We start from the raw sequence: 18,499 nt of genomic DNA, 5'->3' as shown, positions 1-18,499 counted from the left end.
CGCTCCCCCGACGACTACCCGCGGCGGCCCGGCGGGAGCAGTCCGCGCGAGCGGGTGCGCACGAGCCAGCCCTGCGCGGTGGCGTGGGCGACGCCGTTGATCTTCGCCATCGTGACAGCAGGCGCCGCGTCCCCCTGCGCCGAGAGCTTGCCGTACTGGAGGGCGACCAGCTCGTAGAAGTCGGGCGTGCGCTTCGGGTTCCCGAGCGGCTTGAGCAGATCCCGCTCGCTGATCTTCCGGCCGGAGGGCAGCACGATCTTCCCGCCGGTGATGGTCACCGTGCGCTTCATGGCGAACAGGCGCTCGTTGATCGCCGCCTCGATGCGCGCGGTCGGCAGGGTGCGGAGGTCTTGGCTGGACACGGGATCGCCCGGCCGCCACGGGAGGTAGACGACGCCGGTGATGCGCACCTCCTCGGGCACGGCGAACTGCTGGCGCTGGAGCCGGATGAACACGCGGGTCGCCGTGGCTGTGTGCTCGATGTAGCGCCAGCGGCCGTCGATCGTCTCGTTCTGCTCCGAGTCGAGCTGCGCCTGCCGGTCGGCCTCGGTCGTCACCTGATCGTTGTAGCCCAGGATCGCGTCGATCTGCGCGCTGGCGTCGTCGTCGCGCTCGCCGGGGAACCGGCTCGGCAGATGCCAGCCGTCCGGCAGGTCGGCCGAGACGATCAGGCCGTCATAGGACTGATCGCCGGGTCTGCGCGGGGCTGCGGTCACATCCCGAGTGTACCGAGCGACACGAGCAACTAAAACTCTTGCTGTGATTGGCGTGTTGTGGTCTAATCTAAGACGACAGCAGCAATCGCGGCTGTGATCGTAGATGCGAAGGAGGCCGTGATGGGTCAGAGCGCATCGCCCCTCGACGCTCGGGAGCCCGAGCGCCTGTTCTACTCCGAGGAGGAGACAGCGGCGCTGCTCGGCATCCACCGCACGACCCTGCGCACCCTCGCCCTGGAGGGCCAGGCCCCGGTGGAGCCGATTCGGCTCACCCGGCACAAGCGCGTCTACCGCCGCATCGACGTGCAGCGCCTCGCGGGGCTGGAGCAGTAGGAGCCAGTCATGGGAAGCATCGAGTCCTACGACACGGCCAAGGGCCGTCGCTACCGGGCGCTCTACCGACGCCCGGACAAGAAGCAGACGCAGAAGCGCGGCTTCACCACCAAGAAGGCCGCCGAGCTGTTCCTGGCGACCACGGAGGTCGACATCGCCCAGGGCCGCTACCTCGACCCGTCGCGTGCGCGGGTGACCGTGGCCGAATGGCTCCAGACCTGGATCGCCGCCCGCGGCGACCTCCGGGCGACGACCCGCAGCCGGGTCGAGAACATCATCGCCAAGCACATCGTCCCCGAGTTGGGGAAGATCCCGATCGGCGACCTCACCCGCCTGCGGGTGCAGGAGTGGGCCTCGGCCCTCCCCGGTGCCCCGGCGACCGTCCGCAAGATCGTCAACGTCCTCTCCGGTTCGCTCCGATTCGCGGTCGAGGACGAGCGCCTGCCGTCCAACCCCGCCGCCCGGCTCAAACTCCCCAAGCCCACCAAGTCCCGCAAGCGGTATCTGTCCCACAATCAGGTCGCCGCGCTCGCCCAGGCCATTGACGAGATGAAGGATGGGCGCGAGTACGGCTACGGCCTCGTCGTCCTCGTGCTCGCCTACTGCGGCCTGCGCTGGGGCGAGCTGTCCGGGCTCCGCATCCGTGACCTCGACCTCGACGCGAAGCACCCGCGCCTCACCGTCGAGCAGACCGTCGTGGCCGACAAGGGCTACCAGCGCATCGAGCCGCCGAAGGACTACGAGCACCGCAGTATCCCGATCCCGGCGTTCCTCGTCGGGCTGCTCCGCGCGCAGATCGCCGGGCGCCCGGCCTACGCCCCGGTGTTCTACGGCATCCGCACCGGCACCTGGCTTCGCAACCACGTCTACCGGGTCGGCTGGTTCGACACCGCGGCCGAGGCGGTCGGGATCAAGGGCCTCACCCCGCACGAGCTGCGGCACACCGCTGCCTCGCTCGCCGTCAGCGCCGGCGCGAACGTGAAGGCCGTCCAGCGGATGCTCGGGCACGCCTCGGCCGCGGTGACCCTCGACGTGTACGCCGACCTGTTCGATGACGACCTGGACGGTGTTGCCACGGCGCTGAACCTCGCGGCCATGCAATCAGATGTTGCCAATCTGTTGCCAAAAGCGGCATAGCGCCCGTTCGAGCCTTTCGGCAGGAACAAGAAAACCCCCGGCTGACCGGGGGTCTTCTTGTTGGTGACCCCAGCGGGATTCGAACCCGCGTTACCGCCGTGAGAGGGCGGCGTACTAGGCCGCTATACGATGGGGCCGCAAGACAACCGTTCGATTATGCCATGCATGCGAACGGCCGGCCAAATCGACGCGGACACGGCAGCGGGGTTGCCCCGAGCCCTCTCGCGAGGGTTGACTCGGGGTATGCGAGTCACGAAGCACGAGCACGCTGCCCTCACGATCCGCGACTCCGGCAAGACGCTGGTCGTCGACCCGGGATCGTTCACCGATCCCCTCCCGGATGACGGTGATGTCGTGGCCATCGTTCTCACGCATGAGCATCCCGACCACTGGACCCCGGAGCACCTGCGCCGCATCCTCAGCAACGCCCCGAAGGCGCAGATCATCGGCCCGCAGGGGCTGGCCGATGCCGCCGCCGGGTTCGATGTCACGGTCGTATCGCCCGGCGACAGGATGACGGTGGGCCCGTTTGAGCTCGAGTTCTTCGGCGGACGCCATGCCGTCATCCACGAATCGATGCCCGTCGTCGACAACGTCGGCGTGCTGGTGAATGACCGTCTCTACTACCCGGGCGACTCGTACGACGTGCCGGAAGGACGGGACGTGAAGCTCCTGGCAGCCCCGGTCGGCGCACCGTGGTTGAAGATCGGAGAGGCCATGGACTTCGTCCTCGCCGTCGCTCCACGAATGTGCTTCGGCACTCACGACATGACCCTCTCGGTCATCGGACGAACAATGGGGCGTCAGCGGCTGCGATGGGCGACGGAGCAGGGTGGCGGCGAGTTCCTCGATCTGGATGCCGGAGCCTCGGTCGACATTTGAGGAACCCTCTCTCAGTCACCTCTCGCTCCCCGGCGATCGTGGCGCATCGTCTGCCACACATAGAATCCGCATAGGGTTCCGAAAGGTCGCACCTCACGGCGATCCCTACCGTCGGGGCATGGTCATCGACGCGCACCCCCTGCCACCGGCACCAGCCGCCGCGACCGAACCCAGCCGCCCTCTGCGCAAGCCCCGCGCGTCCGGTTTCGCGATCGGTGTCGCAGGGCTCGCCCTTGCAACCGCGCTGCTCACGATCTGGGCGATCGATTCGGCATCCGAATCGCAGTACTACGCTGCCATCGCGGTCTCGATGGCTCAGAATCCGGCAAACTTCTTCTTCGGCGCGTTCGATCCGGCCGGCACAGTCACTCTTGACAAGATTCCCGGTTCGTTCTGGGTACCGGCGCTCTTCGTCGCGGCCCTCGGGTACTCGACGTGGACGGTAGTCCTGCCCAATGCGCTGGCCGCCGTAGCGACGGTTGTCGTCGTGGCGTTCACCGGGCGACGAGTCGTATCACCCACGGCGGGGCTCATCGCCGGCGCGGTGGCAGCCACGACACCGATCCTCATCGCCGTGTCACGCTCTAATCAGCCAGAAACGTTCTTCGTGCTGAGCCTCGCCCTCGTCGCGTGGGCCGCGTCACGCGCGCTTACCCAGCGAAGCCTCGGCTGGCTCATCACGACGGGCCTGTTCATTGCACTCGCTTTTCAGATGTACATGCTCGTCGCGTGGGCGGTGTGGCCGGCACTTGCGTTGGCGTATCTGGTCACCGCTCAGCCCATCGCGCGGCGCATCTGGCACATCGCTGTCGCTGGGGCGCTAAGCATCGCGACATCCCTGACGTGGATCGTCATCGTCTCCCTCATTCCCGCTGACTCCCGCCCATACATCGGCAGCACGCTGAGCAACAATCCGTGGGAGATGGTGTTCGGCTACAACGGGCTCGGACGCTTCTCGGCGACAGCCGAATCATCCGAGTACCTCTCGTTCAGTCCGCCCTTTTCCGGCGATCCGAGCGCGGTCCGGTTGTTCACCGAACAGCTCGCCAGTCAGATCGCGTGGCTTCTGCCGGCAGCGCTCTTTGCTGCGGTCGCGCTCTGGATGCTGCGCTTCTCGCGTCCGGTCACGGTCTTCCTCGGCGCCTGGCTCGTCGTCTTCGCGGCAATGTTCTCTGCCGTCGATGGAATGCACCAGTTCTACACCGCCGCGCTCGCGGTGCCGGCTGCATTGCTCGTCGGGCTCGCGTTCGGGGTTGCGCGGCGTCGCGGCATCCTGTGGCCACAGGTCTCGCTCATCGCGATGGCCGGCGTGACAGCGGTGCTGATTTCGCTCTGGTACCCCGGCTATTCCACCGTGGTTTCGGTGGTCCAAGCGGCGATCGGCGCCCTCGCAATCGTGTTGCTGTTCGCCGAGCACAAGCGCACCGGTGGCAGCGGATGGTCGGTCCCGCGCTGGATCACGGCGCTGGTCGCGGCGATCGCGCTGGTACTCACTCCTGCGGTCTGGTCGGTGGTGACCATCGCAAATCCCAGCGACATCAACCCCGTTGCCGGAGGCGTTTCGGATATGGGCGGCGCGGGCGGCCCGGGCGGACAGGGCGGCCCGGGCGAACAGAACGGCGTCGGCCCCGGCGGGCAGGGCGGCGGGCCGGGTCAGGGGGGCGCACCGGCGCAGGGCGGTGCACCAGGACAGGGAGGCAACCCTCCCGGACAGGGATCAGGACCTGGCGCGGGACAGGGGCCAGCGACATCCGGACAAGCAACGGGCGCCGCATCGGGAAGCTCGACTGGTCGAGGTGGCGCGGCATCCAGTGACCTCGTCGCCTGGCTGCAGGAGAACCAGGGTGACACCGACTACCTCGTCGCGACCTTCGGAGCTCAAAGCGCCGCCGGCATCATCCTCGCCACGGATGGCGGATCGGTTCTGCCGATCGGTGGCTTCAATGGAAACGACGCTGTGCCCACGCTCGACGAGTTCCAGGCACTCATCGCCGACGGAAGCCTCCGGTATGTGCTGGGAACCGGAATGGCAGGGCAGGGCGCAAGCACTCCTTCCGGCGGAACCTCGACCACCTCGGCGCAGATCCGACAGTGGGTGGAGGCGACGTGCGAGACGGTGACCGATGCCCCCGGCGTGGTCTACGACTGTGCGCCGTAGGGGGGACGCGCCGCGGTCAGCGCGACCCGCGCTGCACCGTGATCTGCCCACTCGCCCCGTCGATCACGAGCTCGTGTTCGCTCCAGCGCAGGGTCAGGATCGTATGCGTGCAGCACCGGCACCGCACGATCGCAGACGTCGGCGCCAGCTCGACCGCTGAATCGGAAAGCGCTGAGGCATCGGCGCACGACCCGCAGGTAAGAGCGAGCGTCGCGGTAGCAGCACCGAAGGCCTCTTCGAGGATGCCGATGAGCGCGTTTCCGTCGACCATGCTGGGCCGCGGCGTTGCGGGCGGCTCTGGCAGCGGATGTGTGGCGAGGCTCATGATTCTCCCCCGAACCTCTCGGTGCGGATGCGCTCGGGTCGATATCCCAGCGCGACAAGTGTTTCGGCGACGAACTCCACGAACGGTGTCGGCCCACAGACGAAACTGACGGGGTCGACGGATGCCGGGTGCAAGGCCTCGGCGAGCACGGTAGCGCTGAGGCGACCGACGGTTCCCGCCCAGTCGCGCGGAGCTTCGCGCGTGTAAGCCCAGGTCGTCGAGATCCGGGGCGCATCGAGCACGAGCAGCTCGTCTCGGTACATCGCCCGATCGGCATCCTTCACGGAGTAAACGAGACGCAACGACGCTGTGGCGTCTGCAGCCACGTGCGCGCGCACCATGGCGATCAGTGGCACAATTCCTGATCCACCGGCGATCAGTTGCACCGGCGAGGGGTCGGTGGCGTCCCAGACGAAGTACTGACCGAGGGGACCCTTCACCTCCATCTGATCACCGACGCGCACGTCTTCGACGAGGTAGGGGGAAACCTCCCCGTCCTCGACTTCATCGACGCCGAGCTCGACGGCTGTGCCCGAACCGAACGATGCGATCGAGTACGACCGCACCGCCTGATAACCGTCCTCGGCAGTCAGGCGAAGATCGAGATGCTGCCCTGGCAGGTTCCCCGGCCAGTCCGGAACGTCAAGGACGAGAGCGCGGGCCCCCAACGCGGCGGGGCGAACCTCCAGCACGGATGCTGCCAGCCAGGCTCCGACGCTCACCAATACCGTTCCTCGCGCCAGGGGTCGCCGTGCATGTTGTAGCCGTTTTGCTCCCAGAAACCCGGTTCGTCGCGGCGCAGGAGCGACAGTCCGCGGACCCATTTGGCGCTCTTCCAGAAGTAGAGGTGCGGCACCAGCAACCGCGCCGGACCGCCGTGCTCGGGGTCGATCGGCGCGCCGTCGAACTCCGTGACGACCCACGCCTTGCCGCCGAGAAGATCTGCGATCGGCACGTTGGTTGTGTACCCGCCGTAGCAGTGCGCCATCGCGGCCTCGGCATCCGTCTCGATGCCCGCCATGAGTGTGTCGACCGAGACGCCCCGCCACCTGGTGTCGAGCTTCGACCACCGTGTCACGCAGTGGATGTCGGTGTGGATGTCTTCGAACGGCAGTGCGTGGAACTCGTCCCAGGTCCAGGACCGAGACTCGCCCCGCTCGTCGCGGATCGCAAAACGCCACTCGACCGTGTCGAGGCGCGGTGTCGGCCCTGCCGAGAGCACCGGGAAGTCCGTCGTCAGATACTGCCCCGGTGGCAGCCTGTCGTTCGTTTCACGCCGACGAGCGCCGAATCCGCGGGAAACAGGCGCCATGAGCATCCTCCGATCCACCACCGATGCTCGCATCTTACGGATCACGCGGAGTCGGCGAAACAGCGCGGCCCTCGGGGGCGACAGATGTCGAGGATAGGCTCAGGAGGAAGCAGGCGGACGCCCGTGGACCCACGAGGAGTGAGCATGGCTGAGAGAACCGACCCGCGCGTGGCGGTGTATCTGGACTTCGACAACATCGTGATGTCTTGGTATGACACGGTGCATGGCCGCAACGCCTACGGCAGGGACCGGCAACGCATCGCGGCGGACCCGACCGAGCCCGAGATCGCCGAACGCCTCGCCGCCGCAACAGTGGATCTCGGCGCGATCATCGACTATGCGGCATCCTTCGGCACTCTCGTGCTCACGAGGGCCTACGCCGACTGGTCATCTCCCGTGAACGCGGAGTACCGCACCCAGCTCGTCGCGCGCGCCGTCGATCTCGTGCAGCTGTTTCCCGCTGCTGCCTATGCGAAGAACGGCGCCGACATCCGACTCGCCGTAGATGCCGTCGAAGACATGTTTCGCCTTCCCGACCTCTCGCACGTCGTGATCGTGGCGGGCGACTCCGATTACGTGCCGCTCGCGCAGCGCTGCAAGCGCCTCGGCCGGTTCGTCGTGGGCGTCGGGGTGGCTGGCTCCAGCGCGAGGTCGCTCGCCGCGGCCTGCGACCGGTTCGACACCTACGATGCCCTGCCCGGGATTGAACGGGAGCCCGTCAAGGATGCCGAGACCGCCGTCGCCGCCAAGACCCGCCGCAGCCGCAAGAAGGCCGCAGATCCCGGCGCCGAATTGCTCGAGCGCGCCCTGCGGCTCGAGGGCGACCGCGAAGGCACCGAGTGGCAGCACGCGAATGTGGTGAAGAGTCTCATCACGCGGCTCGATCCGGGCTTCAGCGAGCGAGCCTTGGGGTTCCGGAGCTTCACAGACTTCATCAAGGCCCACCCCAAGGTCGCCGAGATCGACGAAACCGAGAACATCGTGCAGATCCGGCTTGCCGCCGGGACGCGCTGAGCACCAGGCTGGCCCCACGGTGCGCTTGCGTCCCACGCCGACGGTGGCATACTGGGGGCGCACTCCTGCAGCATCCGCTGCTCGTGAGAGGGAGTGAACGGCAAGGAACAGACATGACAGGTTCGGGCTTCAGCATCCCCTGCTGACCGGCCCCCCTGCCCTTTCTGCGGACCCGTGTCAGCGTCCACCCTGACCTCGTCAGGAACCGACACGTTCTGGAGTTCCGCATGCCTGCCCCCATTCCTTCCGTCGTTCTTCACGACCTCACCTTCACCTGGCCCGACGGCCACCGTGTTCTCGACGCCGTGTCGGGTGCGTTCCCATCCGGCTCGACGGGTCTTGTCGGCCTCAACGGCGTCGGCAAGTCGACGCTGCTGCGTCTGATCGCCGGCGACCTCACGCCGACATCGGGTTCCGTGCAGGCTGCGGGTGTCGTCGACTATCTACCACAGCGAACGGATGCCGAACCCGGCCATACGCTGGTCGATCTTCTCGGCATCCGCTCGATCGTCGACGCGATCGCCGCCGTCGAGCGGGGCGAGATCGACCTCGCCCTCTTCGACGCGATCGGCGCAGACTGGGACGTCGAGGAGCGGGCAATTGCCGCTCTGAGCGCGGCTGGCGTCGACATCGACGACCTCGACCGCCCCGTCACGACGATCTCGGGCGGGGAAGCGACGGTTGCGGCACTCGTCGGCATACGGATGCGCGGAGCCGACATCGCCCTGCTCGACGAGCCGACCAACAACCTCGACGGCCACGGGCGGGCACGGGTCCACGACCTCATCGGCGCGTGGGACGGTCCCGTGATCGTCGTCAGCCACGATCTGGAGTTGCTGGAGCGCATGCAGAACACGGCTGAATTACGGGCCGGCGCGCTGATGCTCTTCGGCGGACCGTACTCAGAGTTCCGAGAGCAGGTTGCACGCGAACAGGAAGCAGCCGAGCGCGCGGCGCGGTCCGCAGAGCACGCTGTCCGCGTCGAGAAGCGGCAGCGGATCGCGGCAGCCGAGCGTATCGCGCACAGCGAGCGGCAAGGCAAGAAGGATGCCGCCAATCGCAAGTACATCGGGGCCGTCGTCAACGACCGGCGAAACTCGGCCGAGAAGACCCACGGAAGGCAGCGCGGACTGCTCGATGATCGGATGCAGGCGGCGCAGCGTTCACTGCAGGACGCCGAGTCACGCATCCGTGATGACGACCGGGTCAGCATTGACCTCCCCGACCCCGCCGTACCTCCGGGCAAGCGGATCGCCGAGTTCACGGGGAGCGACGGGCGAACGGTCATCGTCCAGGGACCGGAACGCGTCGCAATCACCGGCCCGAACGGGGTCGGCAAGAGCACGCTGCTGGAGGGGCTGGTTTCCGGCGTGGCTGCCGGCCCCGGCCGGGCGGTAGCCGTCGCGGACATTCATCGCATCGGCACGCTCTCCCAACGCCTCGACACCCTCGACGACGCGGCATCCGTTATCGAGAACGTGAGCCGAGTCTCGCCGCGCATTCCGCGAACGGAGCTTCGCAACCGGCTCGCGCGACTCCTCGTGCGCGGGGCCATGGTGGATCGGCCCGTCGGTGTTCTCTCGGGCGGCGAGCGGTTCCGGGTCGCCCTCGCGCAGGTGCTCCTCACCGATCCGCCACCTCAACTGATCGTGCTCGATGAACCAACCAACAACCTCGATCTCCAGACCACGGAGCAACTCATCGAGGCGCTCGGCGCCTACCGCGGCGCGATGATCGTGGTCAGCCACGACCGAGGATTCCTGGATCGCCTCGCGCTGGACGCTGAGTTCGCGTTGGATGCCGCGGGAGTGCTGACCGCGATGCGGTAGGCACCGAGCAGACGATGCGCTAGCGGCGTGCGATCGGCATCCAGAGCTCGGTCGTCGCCGTGCTGAAGTCGTCGGCGCGATCGAGTACGGCGACGATCGAGGGGCCAGGACGCAACTGCCAGAGGTTGGAGGGGAACCAGTCCGATGCGGATGCCGCGTAGGCCTCCTGGAGCGCTGCGGGGTAGGGGCCTGACGTGCGGAACACCGCCCACTCCCCCGCCTCGACTTCGATCACGTCGAGATCTGCGGGCACGGATGCCGCGGCATCCAGAGCGACGCCGTGCAGGTAGGTGAGCTCGGTTCCTTCTCGGTAATCCGGGTCGACGCCGTCGCTCACCTGCAGCAGCCCACCCGGCTCGGTGCTGCTGAGCTCCTTGAGGCGGGCGTGTTCGCGCGCGGGAAGTGCGGCGACGAACTGCTGGACGTGCGGATTGATTCCTTCGTGGATCAGCGGCACGCGAGCAGCGTGTCCGACGAGACGGAACGCGGGGCGTTCGGCGATGCGCGTGTCCATAGTGGTGTTCCCTTCGACGGTCAGGCGAAGCCTGAGTTTCGGTTGCGTGCGAAGGGGACCACCATTTACCCGCACCTCGGCGGGCGACGAACCGTGGACCGCGCGAAAAGCTCGGCCAAAGGCTTCGGTCGAGCCGTATCCGAACCGCACCGCGATATCGAGGAGCGGGTCGCCAGCGACCACGGCGGCGGCTGCGACCGTCATCCGTCGCCGGCGTATGTACTCCGACAGCGGCATCCCGACCAGCGACGAGAACATCCGCCGCAGGTGATACTCGGTCACGCCCGCCTCCCGCGCCAGCGCCCCGATGTCGAGGTCTTCGGACAGGTCGTCGTCGATGACATCGATCAGTCGATTGAGCTCCGCGATCATGGGGCCTCCTTCGACATCCAGCCTGCGAGATCCACGCCGCGCGTACCCGATCGTTCCGGTCCGGTTCGATCGCCCTACGCGGGTTCGGTCGTGCGTACCAGCCCGCATCTGACGCACGACCAGGCGACGAGGAATCGCTCATCGTCGAGGATCTCGTACCGTAGCCGATCACCGCACGTCGGGCACTCCCACGCCTGCGACTCGCGACTCGTCACAGCCTCAGCCTAGGCGCCCCCGATAGGGGCGGTCCGGGTACGGGACCTCTGGCCGGTGCCGTCGCGTCGCGCCCCGGCGACGATGGAGCCGTGGATGCCGAGCGCACCGATCGTGCGGATTTCTGGCGGCTTCCGGTCGGCGCCGGAGGAGTGATTGTGGCGCACACGAGCCGGTGGTGGGAGCTGCTGTCGGCGCGTCGCGACTGCCGCGCGCCGCAACAGCTCGTGCACGCGGCACTCGAGGTTTTCACGGGCGGCGAACGATACGTCATCGAGATGACGCCACAGTGGGGGCAGCCGCGCACGGCATCCGGGGTCGTGGCGATCGGGCCAGTGGGTCCGCCACCGCTCGGACGATTCCGGATGTTCCGCTATGTCGTTCGCGCCTGGCCGAACGGAGTACTGCCCGAGGTTCCTCTCCACACCTGGGGGCGCGCAGTTCCGCCGAGTACCGACATGTGGAACAGCAACTCGCTCATCGCGTGGACGCTCTGCCGCGCAGGGATCGATGCCTGCACTCTCACTCCCCCGGTCGGGTGCCGCGCGCCCGGGTGGGTAGCGGGCATCGCGGCAGGGACGCGCAAGCCGCACGCGGATGTCGAGAGGTAGCGATAACTCGTGGGTTTCTCACTCCTCGGCCTGGCCGTCGCGCTCGCCGTGCTCCTCCCGAGCCTCCTGCTCGTGTGGTTTCCCCCGACCGAGCCATGGCCGGATGTCGCGGTTCCGCGGATCCTCACAGCGCTCGAACGGGTCGGCCAGGCACTGTGCGTCGTCGTGCCCGCCGTCGTACTCCCCGGCACGCTGGTCTGGCCGTGGCTGATTGTCGCGATCGCAGCACTCGCCGGCTACGACGCGCTCTGGGGCCGCTACCTCGATCGCGGCCGATCACTCCGCCTGTTGTACGGACCGTTCTGGCGAGTTCCGGTGCCGATGGCGATCCTTCCCGTCGTGACGTTCCTCGCCGCGGCAGCATGGCTCAGCAACCCGTGGTTAGCCGTCGCCGCTGTCGTGCTGGCGATCGGTCACATCCCGGCATCCGTCATTATCGCCAGGACCCTCGCGACCGATTCAGGCGCGCGCCACTGACGTTGGAGATCTCCGGCCCCGGGACTCTAGGAAGGTCTCGATCTGCTGGCGCGTGTCGCTGAGTTTGGTGATCCGCTCCGTGAGTTCGTCGAGAACCACCTCGAGCTGGTCGGCAAGCGCGTCGTGGGTTGCCGCGGATGCCGGGCCGGCGCATGCGAGGACGGACTGCACGACGTCTCGAGGAAAGTCCATCCCGAACAGCATGTGGATGGTGCGCGCCTGTTCCACTGTCGACTCGTCGTAGTCGCGATACCCGTTGGGCTCACGATGCGCCGAGATCAACCCCCGTTCCTCGTAGTACCGGAGCGACCTCTGGCTCACGCCGCTGCGCGCGCTAAGTTCACCGATCTTCATCGCCTTGACCTTGACATGATGTCAGACTATAACGTCACCTTCGAGGCGAGCGAGAGTCGCTCAGTCGGTGAAGGAAAGACAATGCACGCAACGATCACGGTCGGTACCCGCGTCCGCTCGTACACGGTGGTCGGTGACCCCGAGGGTCTCGAAGGCCGACCGCTCGTCCTCGTGTTCCACGGCTCACGTCAGGACGGAGAGACGCACCGCGAATTCACGGGACGCGTCCTAGACACCCTCGCGCACGATGCCCGCGCAGTGGTCGCGTATCTCGACGGACACCGGGGCAACTGGAACGATGCGCGAGCCGAAAGCGCCTTCCCGGCACGCAGAGAACAGATCGACGACGTCGCGTTCGCGCGAGCGCTTGTCGATGAACTCCAGAGAACCCACCACATCGACCGTAGGAGGGTCATCGGTCTCGGCTTCTCCAACGGCGGCCAGATGGTCTTCCGACTGCTGCACGAGGCATCCGATCTACTCGCTGGCGGCGTGATCGTGTCGGCGACGATGCCGGTCCGCGAGTCCTTTCTGAGCGGATACGCGGAGACCGCCGAGCGCTCCGTGCCGGTCACCCTTATTCATGGCACGACGGATCCGATCGTTCCGTACCAGGGCGGTCGGATGCCGTGGTGGGCGCGCAAGGTCTTCAGGGTCGACGGAGTGAGTCTTTCTGCGCCGGCAACCGCGGAGTACTTCGCCAGACGTCATGGCATCAGCGCCGCACCCGAGGTCACCGCCCTCCCCCACCGCGGAGCGTCGCGGCGGCCCACCCGCGTCGAACGCACGACCTACAGCGAGCCGAACAAAGCCCCCGTGACCTTCTACACCGTCATCGACGGCGGACACACGGTTCCCTCACCCAAGACTGGCCCCGCGATCGTCGGCCGCACCGCGACCGACATCAGTATCGATGAGGTCGTGAGCGACCTGATCGACCTTATCTGAGTCGGGGTCACGCGAGTCCGTTGCGTGTCGAGCGGCGCTCGATCACGACGGTGTCGCGCCACTGGCCAGCATGGGGTCCGAGCTGGGAGCGTGCGATTCGCTCGCGACGACCGACGACTCGGAACCCGTGCTTCTCGTGAAGGCGCAGGCTCGCGGTGTTCTCGGGGAAGATGCTCGACTGGATCGTCCAGAAGCCGGCGGCGTCGGCATCCGTCACGAATCGACTCAGCAGCGCGCGCCCGACCTCTCGCCCCTGATGCTCGGGCGCCACATAGACCGAGTGCTCGATGACCCCGCGGTAGGCTGCCCGACTCGACACGGGCGAAGCAGCCGCCCAACCGATGACCTCACCCGCGGAGCTGACGGCAACCAAGCGCGGCTCGGGGAGCTTGGCGACGTCGAACTCCGCCCAGCTCGGGGTCGCGACCTCGAACGTGGCTTCGCCTCCAGCGATGCCGTCGGCGAAGATGAGCTCGACTTGTCCCCAGTCCTGCGCGGTCATCGAGCGAACCGTGGCGCTCAACAGCACGATCCGGTGCCCGCGGCATCCGTCGAACACACACCCGTCGCGGGGAGGGTCAGCTGCACCGCGGATGCCGACGCGAGGTCACCCGAGAGCCACGCTGCGATCGAGCGCACCTGCTCGTACCCCGTCGCCAGCAGGAACGTCGGCGCCCGCCCGTACGACTTCATGCCGACGATGAAGAAGCCGCGCTCCGGATGCTGCAGCTCGGCGAATCCGTGCGGAGGCACCGTGCCGCAGGAGTGGATGTTGGGGTCGATGAGGGGCGCGAGCCTGCGGGGCGCCTCCACGACCTCGTCGAGCTCGATACGGATCTCGCGCAGCATCGCCAGGTCGGGGCGGAAGCCGGTGGCGCTGACGACGTGATCAGTTTCGTGCACGGCAGGCGCACCGTCTCGGGTGCCGATCAGTCGCACCCCGCTCTCGGTGCGCTCGGCGCGGGCGATCCGGAAGGAATCGACAAGCTGGATGCGGCCGGATGCAACGAGTTCGTCAGTTCGAGCCCCCAACCGCGCGCGGCCGGGGAGTTCGTCGGCCTCCGATGCCGTGACGCGGGTGGCCGAAGGTGTGCGCAACAGCCAGGTGACGCGGGTGCCGGGCACCTGGTCGGCAAGGTCGGCGAGAGCCAGCAGAGTGTTCGCCGCAGAGTGTCCCGCACCGACCACGGTGGTGTGCCGCCCGGCGAAGAGGTGACGATCCGCACCCGCGACGTCGGGAAGCGCGTGCGAAACCCGGTCGGCGATACTCGCGCCGCCCGGGAGGTCGAGCCCTGAGGAGGCAAGCGGATTGGGGGTCTCGTAGGTTCCTGATGCATCGATCACGGCTCGGGCCCGTAGCTCGACAGTCATCCCCTCGGCATCCTCGATCTGTAGGAGGAACGGGGTGTTCGCGCGTCCCTCCGTGCGGGTGCGATCGATGCCGTCCTTACCCACGGCAGCAACGCGCGTCGACAGTCGAATCCGCGAAGCGAGGGGATCGAGCGTGGCAAGCGGCTCGAGGTACTCGTCGATGAGTTCCTGGCCTGTCGGCATCCGGTCGAGATCAACCGGGTCGGTCCACCCTCCGGCCTCGAGCAGACGCCGCGCCGCGGGGTCTATCAGGTGCCGCCACGACGAGAAGAGCCGGGTGTGGCCCCACCGGCGGATCGAGGAAGCGACCTGCTCCCCCGCCTCGAGTACGACGACGTCGATGCCGCGCTCGAGCAGGTGAGCGGCGGCGGCGAGCCCGACGGGACCTGCACCGATGATGACCACGGGCAGAGTCGCGAGGCGGGCGTCGCTGGTTGGGCGGGCAGTGAGGTCGAGCAGTGTCACGGGAGTCTCCGGTCAACTTAGGCGAGTGTGGAGAGCCAGTATGCGTCGCTATATCGATATCTGTCAATATTCACTATGATCGATATATGACCTCGCTCGACATCCTTCCCCCGGCGGACCCCGCGGCGTGCTGCGCGCCTCTCGCGCAGACTCCGCTCTCGCGCACGGATGCTGAGGAGCTCGCATCCGCACTGAAGGCACTTGCCGACCCCGCCAGGCTGCAACTGCTGTCGATCGTCGCCGCCAGCGAGGGTCGGGAGGCATGCGTGTGCGACCTGACCGAACCCGTCGGGCTGGCTCAGCCCACGGTGTCGCACCACCTCAAGGTGCTGACGGACGCGGGATTTCTCACACGATCCAAGCGGGGCACCTGGGCGTACTACCGACTCGTTCCGAGCGCGCTTGAGCGCGTGGCGCAGGTCGTCCGACCGAGTTAAGACGCCTCGGCCAGGTCGGCAAGCATACCCACGAGATCGTCGCCACTGACGCCCCACTTCTGGGTATCGAGTTGCCCGGCACGCTCCATCCCTGCCACACCCAGCGTGCCGCTCAGAAGTAGGGCACCCATCCCCCGCGCCCTCGACTCGCCCACGACAGCGGCAACGATCGCGAGGAACTCGTCTTGCGACGCGACAGCAGCGCGTGCCAGCGACTCGGGATCACGCTGTGGCGCCGTAAACATCAGTGCGTGAAGATGCGGCTGACGACGCGCGATAGTGAGCATGGCGGCGAGGGCAGACTCCAGGCGCGAACGTGCGGAAAGCTCCTGTCGCGCCCGAAGCTGAGCCAAGTCATCCGCCAGACGATTCCACCGCTCTATCGCGACGGCTGCCAGCAACTCCTCCTTGTCGGCGAAGTGACCGTAGGGAGCCCCGCGCGAGACCCCGGCACGAGCGCCCACGGCCCGCAGGGTCACGGCGTCGACGCCACCCTCATCCAGGAGTTCGGCGGTGGCCTCCAACAGCGCGCGACGCGTCGCTGCCGCAGATTCGACTCGAGCGATCATCCTCCGATTCTATTTGACAATGTCATCCGAGGTGCTATCGTCACTCGCATGACACTGTCACATGAAAGCTCACAGCATGCCGTCGTCAGCGGAGCATCCACCGGCATGGGGCGGGCCACCGCACCCGTCGAAACCCTGCCGCTCGAGGTGTCGCGCCGCGTGTTCGAGGTCAACGTGTTCGGGCAGATCGCTCTTACACAGGCGCTCTTACCGGCGCTGCACCGAAGCGGCGGACGCGTCGTGGACATCAGCTCGACGGGCGGACGTATCGCGATGCCGGCGTATGGCGCCTATTCGGGCAGCAAGTTCGCGATCGAAGCCATCAGTGACGCGATGCGGCAAGAGCTCGCGCCTCAGGGCGTCCAGGTCGTCATCGTGGAACCGGGCGGCGTGCGCACGGCGATGGGAGACCGCGGCTCCGCCGTCGCCAGAGACCTCCACTCGCAGATGACCGTCGAACAGCACGACAGGTACGACCGGCTCATGGCAGCGTTCCTCAGCCACTCCGCGACGTTCGCAAGCGAGGGAGTGTCTGCAGAAGAGGCAGCCAAGGTCATCGCGCGAGCCGCAACGGACCGTCGCCCGCGGACCCGTTACACGATCGGGCGCGACGCCGCCCTTCTCACTCGCCTCGCCCGAATCCTCCCCGACCGCATGATGGACCGGGCGATCGCCCGCACGCTGCGGCCGCATTACCCGAAAGCCTGACTCACCTTGATGCAGGGGCAGGCCCTCAGACCGAGTGGCGCGGCCACCTCCGCGTGAACCACAGCAGAGCCCACACGATCAGCCCGATTCCTGGCACCAGCAGCAGGATCGCCGACCAGATGATCTTCTCGCTTGTCATGAGCTGGTCAGAGCGCACAGTGACGACCAGGGCCCAAATCGACAGGGCATAGATGGCGAGCACCACCAGAAGGATGATGAGATGCACTGAACTGAACACGACGACGCCGATTCCCGATACAAGAGCCCGACAACTCGATTCGCCGCGGGCGCTCGGTCTCCCACCCTACGTCGCTCGCTTCCCCTCGACGAAAGTCGCGCCATTGCTTGCGCGGGTCGAGGCGGATCCCCTATGTTCCTGGTCAAGCGTCCAACTCTCACGCCCGCCATGCCCTCCCCGACCCGACGGCACCAGGAAAGGCATCCGATGTCGGCTAGGCACCACCCCACCGGCTCCATCCCGACGATCGATCTCAACGCTCAGCATGAGTGCTGACACCCCGGCGACCTCGGCGCCTACTCCCGAGATCCTCACCCGCGTAACACCCCGGTGGATCGTAGCCTTCGTGCTGGCCATGGTCGGCGTGGCTGCCGGGTGGTTCGGCCCCTTGCAGATCCTGCTTCCCGCGCAAGCCGCGGCGCTCGAATCGGCCGGAGTGCCCAAGGAGGCGATCCTGGCGGTTGTCACCGGTATCGGCGCCGCAGCTTCAATGGTCGCGAACCCACTCTGGGGCGCAATCTCGGACCGTACTCGGTCACGGTGGGGCAGGCGCCGCCCGATCCTCGTCGTCGGCACGGTGATGGGCTCGCTCGGCATGGTCATCCTTGCCGTGGCCCCCGACCCGGTCTGGATGGCTGTCGGGTGGGTCACTGTGCAGATCGGCCTGAACGGTCCTTTCGCCGCCCTCGCCGCTGTCATCGCCGATCGCGTCCCCGACGCTCAGCGCGGCCTTGTCGGCGCGTTGTTCGGCGTGGCCCAGACGATCGGCGTCGTTCTGGGCACCGCGATCGCCGTGCTCCTGGGCGAAGGAAGTCTCGGCTATGCGGCGCTCGCTCTCGCCGTACCGGCGCTCGTGCTCTCGTTCGCGATCGTCCATCACGAACCGCCCACCACCGATACCGTCACGAGCAGCAGCGGACGGCCGATGCGCACCTTCGTGGCGGGACTTCGCCCGACCGCGCACTTCAGCTGGATGTGGGCCATCCGCTTCCTCATGAATCTCGCCAACGCCCTGGTGCTGCTGTACATGTACTACTACCTGACCGACGGTGTCGGTCTCGTCGACGCCGGTGAATGGGTACTCATCATCACCCTCGTGAACGTGGTGGTAACCGTAGCCGTCGCAAGCGTCTTCGGTCCCCTGTCTGATCGCTGGGGGCGCCGCCTGCCCTTCGTCGCGAGCGCGGCGATCATCGTCGCGGCGGGCTCCCTCCTGCTGGCGTTCTTCCCAGCATTGCCCGTCGTGCTGCTCGCAGCCTCGCTCATCGGCATCGGCTGGGGACTGTACATCGCGGTCGAGCTCGCGATCATCACCTCGACCCTGCGCGCCGACAGCACGTACGCCACGATGCTCGGCCTGTCCAACATCGCCGCATCCCTCCCCCAGGTGCTCGCCCCCGTCGTCGCAGCTCCCATCGTGCTGCTCTGGGGTGGCTACACCGGACTCTACGGAGCAGCCGCGATCGCCTCCCTCCTCGCACTGGCTTGCGTTCCCGCGCTCCGCTCCCGCCCCTGA

The 18,499-nt window shown here is 67.3% G+C and carries 22 protein-coding genes and 1 tRNA gene; 12 read left to right on the top strand and 11 right to left on the bottom strand.

Annotated elements, in window-relative coordinates; translation table 11 throughout:
- Positions 1 to 14: 14 nt before the first annotated feature.
- Positions 15 to 716, bottom strand: coding sequence for a hypothetical protein (locus tag ACQVDU_RS02310; RefSeq protein ID WP_195691677.1), 702 nt, complete (start codon positions 714 to 716; stop codon positions 15 to 17).
- Positions 717 to 836: 120 nt separating this feature from the next.
- Between ACQVDU_RS02310 and ACQVDU_RS02305 the strand changes: the two genes are divergently transcribed.
- Positions 837 to 1,049 carry a helix-turn-helix transcriptional regulator gene (locus ACQVDU_RS02305; protein ID WP_195691678.1) on the top strand — a complete coding sequence of 71 codons (213 nt, stop codon included), beginning with the start codon at positions 837 to 839 and terminating at the stop codon, positions 1,047 to 1,049.
- A 9-nt stretch (positions 1,050 to 1,058) separates the two neighbouring features.
- Positions 1,059 to 2,186: a site-specific integrase gene (locus ACQVDU_RS02300; protein WP_195691679.1), complete on the top strand. Its 1,128-nt coding sequence runs from the start codon at positions 1,059 to 1,061 to the stop codon at positions 2,184 to 2,186.
- A gap of 61 nt (positions 2,187 to 2,247) precedes the next feature.
- Here ACQVDU_RS02300 and ACQVDU_RS02295 read toward each other — a convergent pair.
- A tRNA-Glu gene (locus tag ACQVDU_RS02295) sits at positions 2,248 to 2,323 on the bottom strand.
- A gap of 106 nt (positions 2,324 to 2,429) precedes the next feature.
- On the opposite strand from ACQVDU_RS02295, the gene ACQVDU_RS02290 reads away from it, so the two are divergent.
- Positions 2,430 to 3,068, top strand: a complete 639-nt coding sequence (locus ACQVDU_RS02290; RefSeq protein ID WP_292712279.1) for an MBL fold metallo-hydrolase — start codon at positions 2,430 to 2,432, stop codon at positions 3,066 to 3,068.
- A 118-nt stretch (positions 3,069 to 3,186) separates the two neighbouring features.
- Positions 3,187 to 5,226, top strand: coding sequence for an ArnT family glycosyltransferase (locus ACQVDU_RS02285; protein ID WP_292712277.1), 2,040 nt, complete (start codon positions 3,187 to 3,189; stop codon positions 5,224 to 5,226).
- Between the two features lie 16 nt (positions 5,227 to 5,242).
- On the opposite strand, the gene ACQVDU_RS02280 is transcribed toward ACQVDU_RS02285, so the two are convergent.
- Genes ACQVDU_RS02280 through ACQVDU_RS02270 form a run of 3 tightly spaced genes read right to left on the bottom strand, consistent with a single transcriptional unit; the run spans position 5,243 to position 6,863 of the window.
- Positions 5,243 to 5,551, bottom strand: a complete 309-nt coding sequence (locus tag ACQVDU_RS02280) for a DUF6510 family protein (RefSeq protein ID WP_292712275.1) — start codon at positions 5,549 to 5,551, stop codon at positions 5,243 to 5,245.
- On the bottom strand, positions 5,548 to 6,273 hold the full coding sequence (locus tag ACQVDU_RS02275; protein ID WP_292712273.1) for an FAD-binding oxidoreductase: 726 nt from the start codon (positions 6,271 to 6,273) through the stop codon (positions 5,548 to 5,550). Before ACQVDU_RS02275 ends, ACQVDU_RS02280 begins: the two co-directional genes overlap by 4 nt.
- Entirely contained in the window at positions 6,270 to 6,863 is a 594-nt protein-coding gene (locus ACQVDU_RS02270) for a sulfite oxidase-like oxidoreductase (protein WP_363497286.1), read from the bottom strand. The genes ACQVDU_RS02275 and ACQVDU_RS02270 overlap by 4 nt, the downstream gene beginning before the upstream one ends.
- Before the next feature lie 144 nt (positions 6,864 to 7,007).
- On the opposite strand from ACQVDU_RS02270, the gene ACQVDU_RS02265 reads away from it, so the two are divergent.
- Entirely contained in the window at positions 7,008 to 7,877 is an 870-nt protein-coding gene (locus ACQVDU_RS02265; RefSeq protein WP_292712270.1) for an NYN domain-containing protein, read from the top strand.
- Positions 7,878 to 8,104: 227 nt separating this feature from the next.
- The gene (locus ACQVDU_RS02260; protein ID WP_292712268.1) at positions 8,105 to 9,706 is read left to right on the top strand and encodes an ABC-F family ATP-binding cassette domain-containing protein; all 1,602 of its coding nucleotides are present in this window, start codon (positions 8,105 to 8,107) and stop codon (positions 9,704 to 9,706) included.
- A 19-nt stretch (positions 9,707 to 9,725) separates the two neighbouring features.
- Here the strand turns inward: ACQVDU_RS02260 and ACQVDU_RS02255 are convergent, their stop codons facing one another.
- Positions 9,726 to 10,592: an AraC family transcriptional regulator gene (locus ACQVDU_RS02255; protein WP_292712266.1), complete on the bottom strand. Its 867-nt coding sequence runs from the start codon at positions 10,590 to 10,592 to the stop codon at positions 9,726 to 9,728.
- A gap of 305 nt (positions 10,593 to 10,897) precedes the next feature.
- Between ACQVDU_RS02255 and ACQVDU_RS02250 the strand changes: the two genes are divergently transcribed.
- Together ACQVDU_RS02250 and ACQVDU_RS02245 are read left to right on the top strand one after the other, a co-directional pair.
- Complete coding sequence (locus ACQVDU_RS02250) at positions 10,898 to 11,416, top strand: hypothetical protein (protein WP_443476176.1); 519 nt, start codon at positions 10,898 to 10,900, stop codon at positions 11,414 to 11,416.
- Between the two features lie 9 nt (positions 11,417 to 11,425).
- Positions 11,426 to 11,893 (top strand): hypothetical protein, encoded by a 468-nt coding sequence (locus tag ACQVDU_RS02245; protein WP_292712262.1) that lies wholly within the window; start codon positions 11,426 to 11,428, stop codon positions 11,891 to 11,893.
- On the opposite strand, the gene ACQVDU_RS02240 is transcribed toward ACQVDU_RS02245, so the two are convergent.
- Positions 11,876 to 12,247, bottom strand: coding sequence for a MerR family transcriptional regulator (locus tag ACQVDU_RS02240; protein WP_292712260.1), 372 nt, complete (start codon positions 12,245 to 12,247; stop codon positions 11,876 to 11,878). The genes ACQVDU_RS02245 and ACQVDU_RS02240 overlap by 18 nt on opposite strands.
- 81 nt (positions 12,248 to 12,328) lie before the next feature.
- On the opposite strand from ACQVDU_RS02240, the gene ACQVDU_RS02235 reads away from it, so the two are divergent.
- On the top strand, positions 12,329 to 13,195 hold the full coding sequence (locus tag ACQVDU_RS02235; RefSeq protein ID WP_292712259.1) for an alpha/beta hydrolase family esterase: 867 nt from the start codon (positions 12,329 to 12,331) through the stop codon (positions 13,193 to 13,195).
- A 7-nt stretch (positions 13,196 to 13,202) separates the two neighbouring features.
- Here ACQVDU_RS02235 and ACQVDU_RS02230 read toward each other — a convergent pair whose 3' ends face one another.
- Together ACQVDU_RS02230 and ACQVDU_RS02225 are read right to left on the bottom strand one after the other, a co-directional pair.
- A complete protein-coding gene (locus ACQVDU_RS02230) occupies positions 13,203 to 13,697 on the bottom strand; it encodes a GNAT family N-acetyltransferase (RefSeq protein WP_443476175.1) in 495 nt (164 codons plus the stop codon).
- A gap of 17 nt (positions 13,698 to 13,714) precedes the next feature.
- Positions 13,715 to 15,031 carry an FAD-dependent oxidoreductase gene (locus tag ACQVDU_RS02225; RefSeq protein WP_300591157.1) on the bottom strand — a complete coding sequence of 439 codons (1,317 nt, stop codon included), beginning with the start codon at positions 15,029 to 15,031 and terminating at the stop codon, positions 13,715 to 13,717.
- 86 nt (positions 15,032 to 15,117) lie between these two features.
- Here ACQVDU_RS02225 and ACQVDU_RS02220 point away from each other — a divergent pair, with 86 nt between their 5' ends.
- The gene (locus ACQVDU_RS02220; protein WP_292712253.1) at positions 15,118 to 15,468 is read left to right on the top strand and encodes an ArsR/SmtB family transcription factor; all 351 of its coding nucleotides are present in this window, start codon (positions 15,118 to 15,120) and stop codon (positions 15,466 to 15,468) included.
- Here the strand turns inward: ACQVDU_RS02220 and ACQVDU_RS02215 are convergent.
- A complete protein-coding gene (locus tag ACQVDU_RS02215; RefSeq protein ID WP_292712251.1) occupies positions 15,465 to 16,037 on the bottom strand; it encodes a TetR/AcrR family transcriptional regulator in 573 nt (190 codons plus the stop codon). The two genes, ACQVDU_RS02220 and ACQVDU_RS02215, sit on opposite strands and share 4 nt — an antisense overlap.
- 48 nt (positions 16,038 to 16,085) lie before the next feature.
- Between ACQVDU_RS02215 and ACQVDU_RS02210 the strand changes: the two genes are divergently transcribed.
- Positions 16,086 to 16,745 carry an SDR family NAD(P)-dependent oxidoreductase gene (locus ACQVDU_RS02210; RefSeq protein ID WP_292712249.1) on the top strand — a complete coding sequence of 220 codons (660 nt, stop codon included), beginning with the start codon at positions 16,086 to 16,088 and terminating at the stop codon, positions 16,743 to 16,745.
- A gap of 25 nt (positions 16,746 to 16,770) precedes the next feature.
- On the opposite strand, the gene ACQVDU_RS02205 is transcribed toward ACQVDU_RS02210, so the two are convergent.
- Positions 16,771 to 16,971, bottom strand: a complete 201-nt coding sequence (locus ACQVDU_RS02205; RefSeq protein WP_292712247.1) for a PLDc N-terminal domain-containing protein — start codon at positions 16,969 to 16,971, stop codon at positions 16,771 to 16,773.
- A 277-nt stretch (positions 16,972 to 17,248) separates the two neighbouring features.
- On the opposite strand from ACQVDU_RS02205, the gene ACQVDU_RS02200 reads away from it, so the two are divergent.
- Complete coding sequence (locus ACQVDU_RS02200) at positions 17,249 to 18,499, top strand: MFS transporter (RefSeq protein ID WP_292712245.1); 1,251 nt, start codon at positions 17,249 to 17,251, stop codon at positions 18,497 to 18,499.

The sequence above is a fragment of the Microbacterium sp. F2 genome, from assembly GCF_052274505.1.
Classification (GTDB): Bacteria; Actinomycetota; Actinomycetes; order Actinomycetales; family Microbacteriaceae; genus Microbacterium.
Note: the sequence above shows the minus strand (reverse complement) of the source record. Positions and strands in the feature narration are given on the sequence as shown.

What these genes read in the sequence shown, in the direction of transcription:
- ACQVDU_RS02305 (WP_195691678.1), top strand. Translation starts at nt 837, where the DNA reads ATGGGTCAGAGCGCATCGCCCCTCGACGCTCGGGAGCCCGAGCGCCTG.
- ACQVDU_RS02300 (WP_195691679.1), top strand. Translation starts at nt 1,059, where the DNA reads ATGGGAAGCATCGAGTCCTACGACACGGCCAAGGGCCGTCGCTACCGG.
- ACQVDU_RS02290 (WP_292712279.1), top strand. Translation starts at nt 2,430, where the DNA reads ATGCGAGTCACGAAGCACGAGCACGCTGCCCTCACGATCCGCGACTCC.
- ACQVDU_RS02285 (WP_292712277.1), top strand. Translation starts at nt 3,187, where the DNA reads ATGGTCATCGACGCGCACCCCCTGCCACCGGCACCAGCCGCCGCGACC.
- ACQVDU_RS02280 (WP_292712275.1), bottom strand. Translation starts at nt 5,551, where the DNA reads ATGAGCCTCGCCACACATCCGCTGCCAGAGCCGCCCGCAACGCCGCGG.
- ACQVDU_RS02270 (WP_363497286.1), bottom strand. Translation starts at nt 6,863, where the DNA reads ATGGCGCCTGTTTCCCGCGGATTCGGCGCTCGTCGGCGTGAAACGAAC.
- ACQVDU_RS02265 (WP_292712270.1), top strand. Translation starts at nt 7,008, where the DNA reads ATGGCTGAGAGAACCGACCCGCGCGTGGCGGTGTATCTGGACTTCGAC.
- ACQVDU_RS02260 (WP_292712268.1), top strand. Translation starts at nt 8,105, where the DNA reads ATGCCTGCCCCCATTCCTTCCGTCGTTCTTCACGACCTCACCTTCACC.
- ACQVDU_RS02255 (WP_292712266.1), bottom strand. Translation starts at nt 10,592, where the DNA reads ATGATCGCGGAGCTCAATCGACTGATCGATGTCATCGACGACGACCTG.
- ACQVDU_RS02240 (WP_292712260.1), bottom strand. Translation starts at nt 12,247, where the DNA reads ATGAAGATCGGTGAACTTAGCGCGCGCAGCGGCGTGAGCCAGAGGTCG.
- ACQVDU_RS02235 (WP_292712259.1), top strand. Translation starts at nt 12,329, where the DNA reads ATGCACGCAACGATCACGGTCGGTACCCGCGTCCGCTCGTACACGGTG.
- ACQVDU_RS02230 (WP_443476175.1), bottom strand. Translation starts at nt 13,697, where the DNA reads ATGACCGCGCAGGACTGGGGACAAGTCGAGCTCATCTTCGCCGACGGC.
- ACQVDU_RS02220 (WP_292712253.1), top strand. Translation starts at nt 15,118, where the DNA reads ATGACCTCGCTCGACATCCTTCCCCCGGCGGACCCCGCGGCGTGCTGC.
- ACQVDU_RS02215 (WP_292712251.1), bottom strand. Translation starts at nt 16,037, where the DNA reads ATGATCGCTCGAGTCGAATCTGCGGCAGCGACGCGTCGCGCGCTGTTG.
- ACQVDU_RS02210 (WP_292712249.1), top strand. Translation starts at nt 16,086, where the DNA reads ATGACACTGTCACATGAAAGCTCACAGCATGCCGTCGTCAGCGGAGCA.
- ACQVDU_RS02200 (WP_292712245.1), top strand. Translation starts at nt 17,249, where the DNA reads ATGAGTGCTGACACCCCGGCGACCTCGGCGCCTACTCCCGAGATCCTC.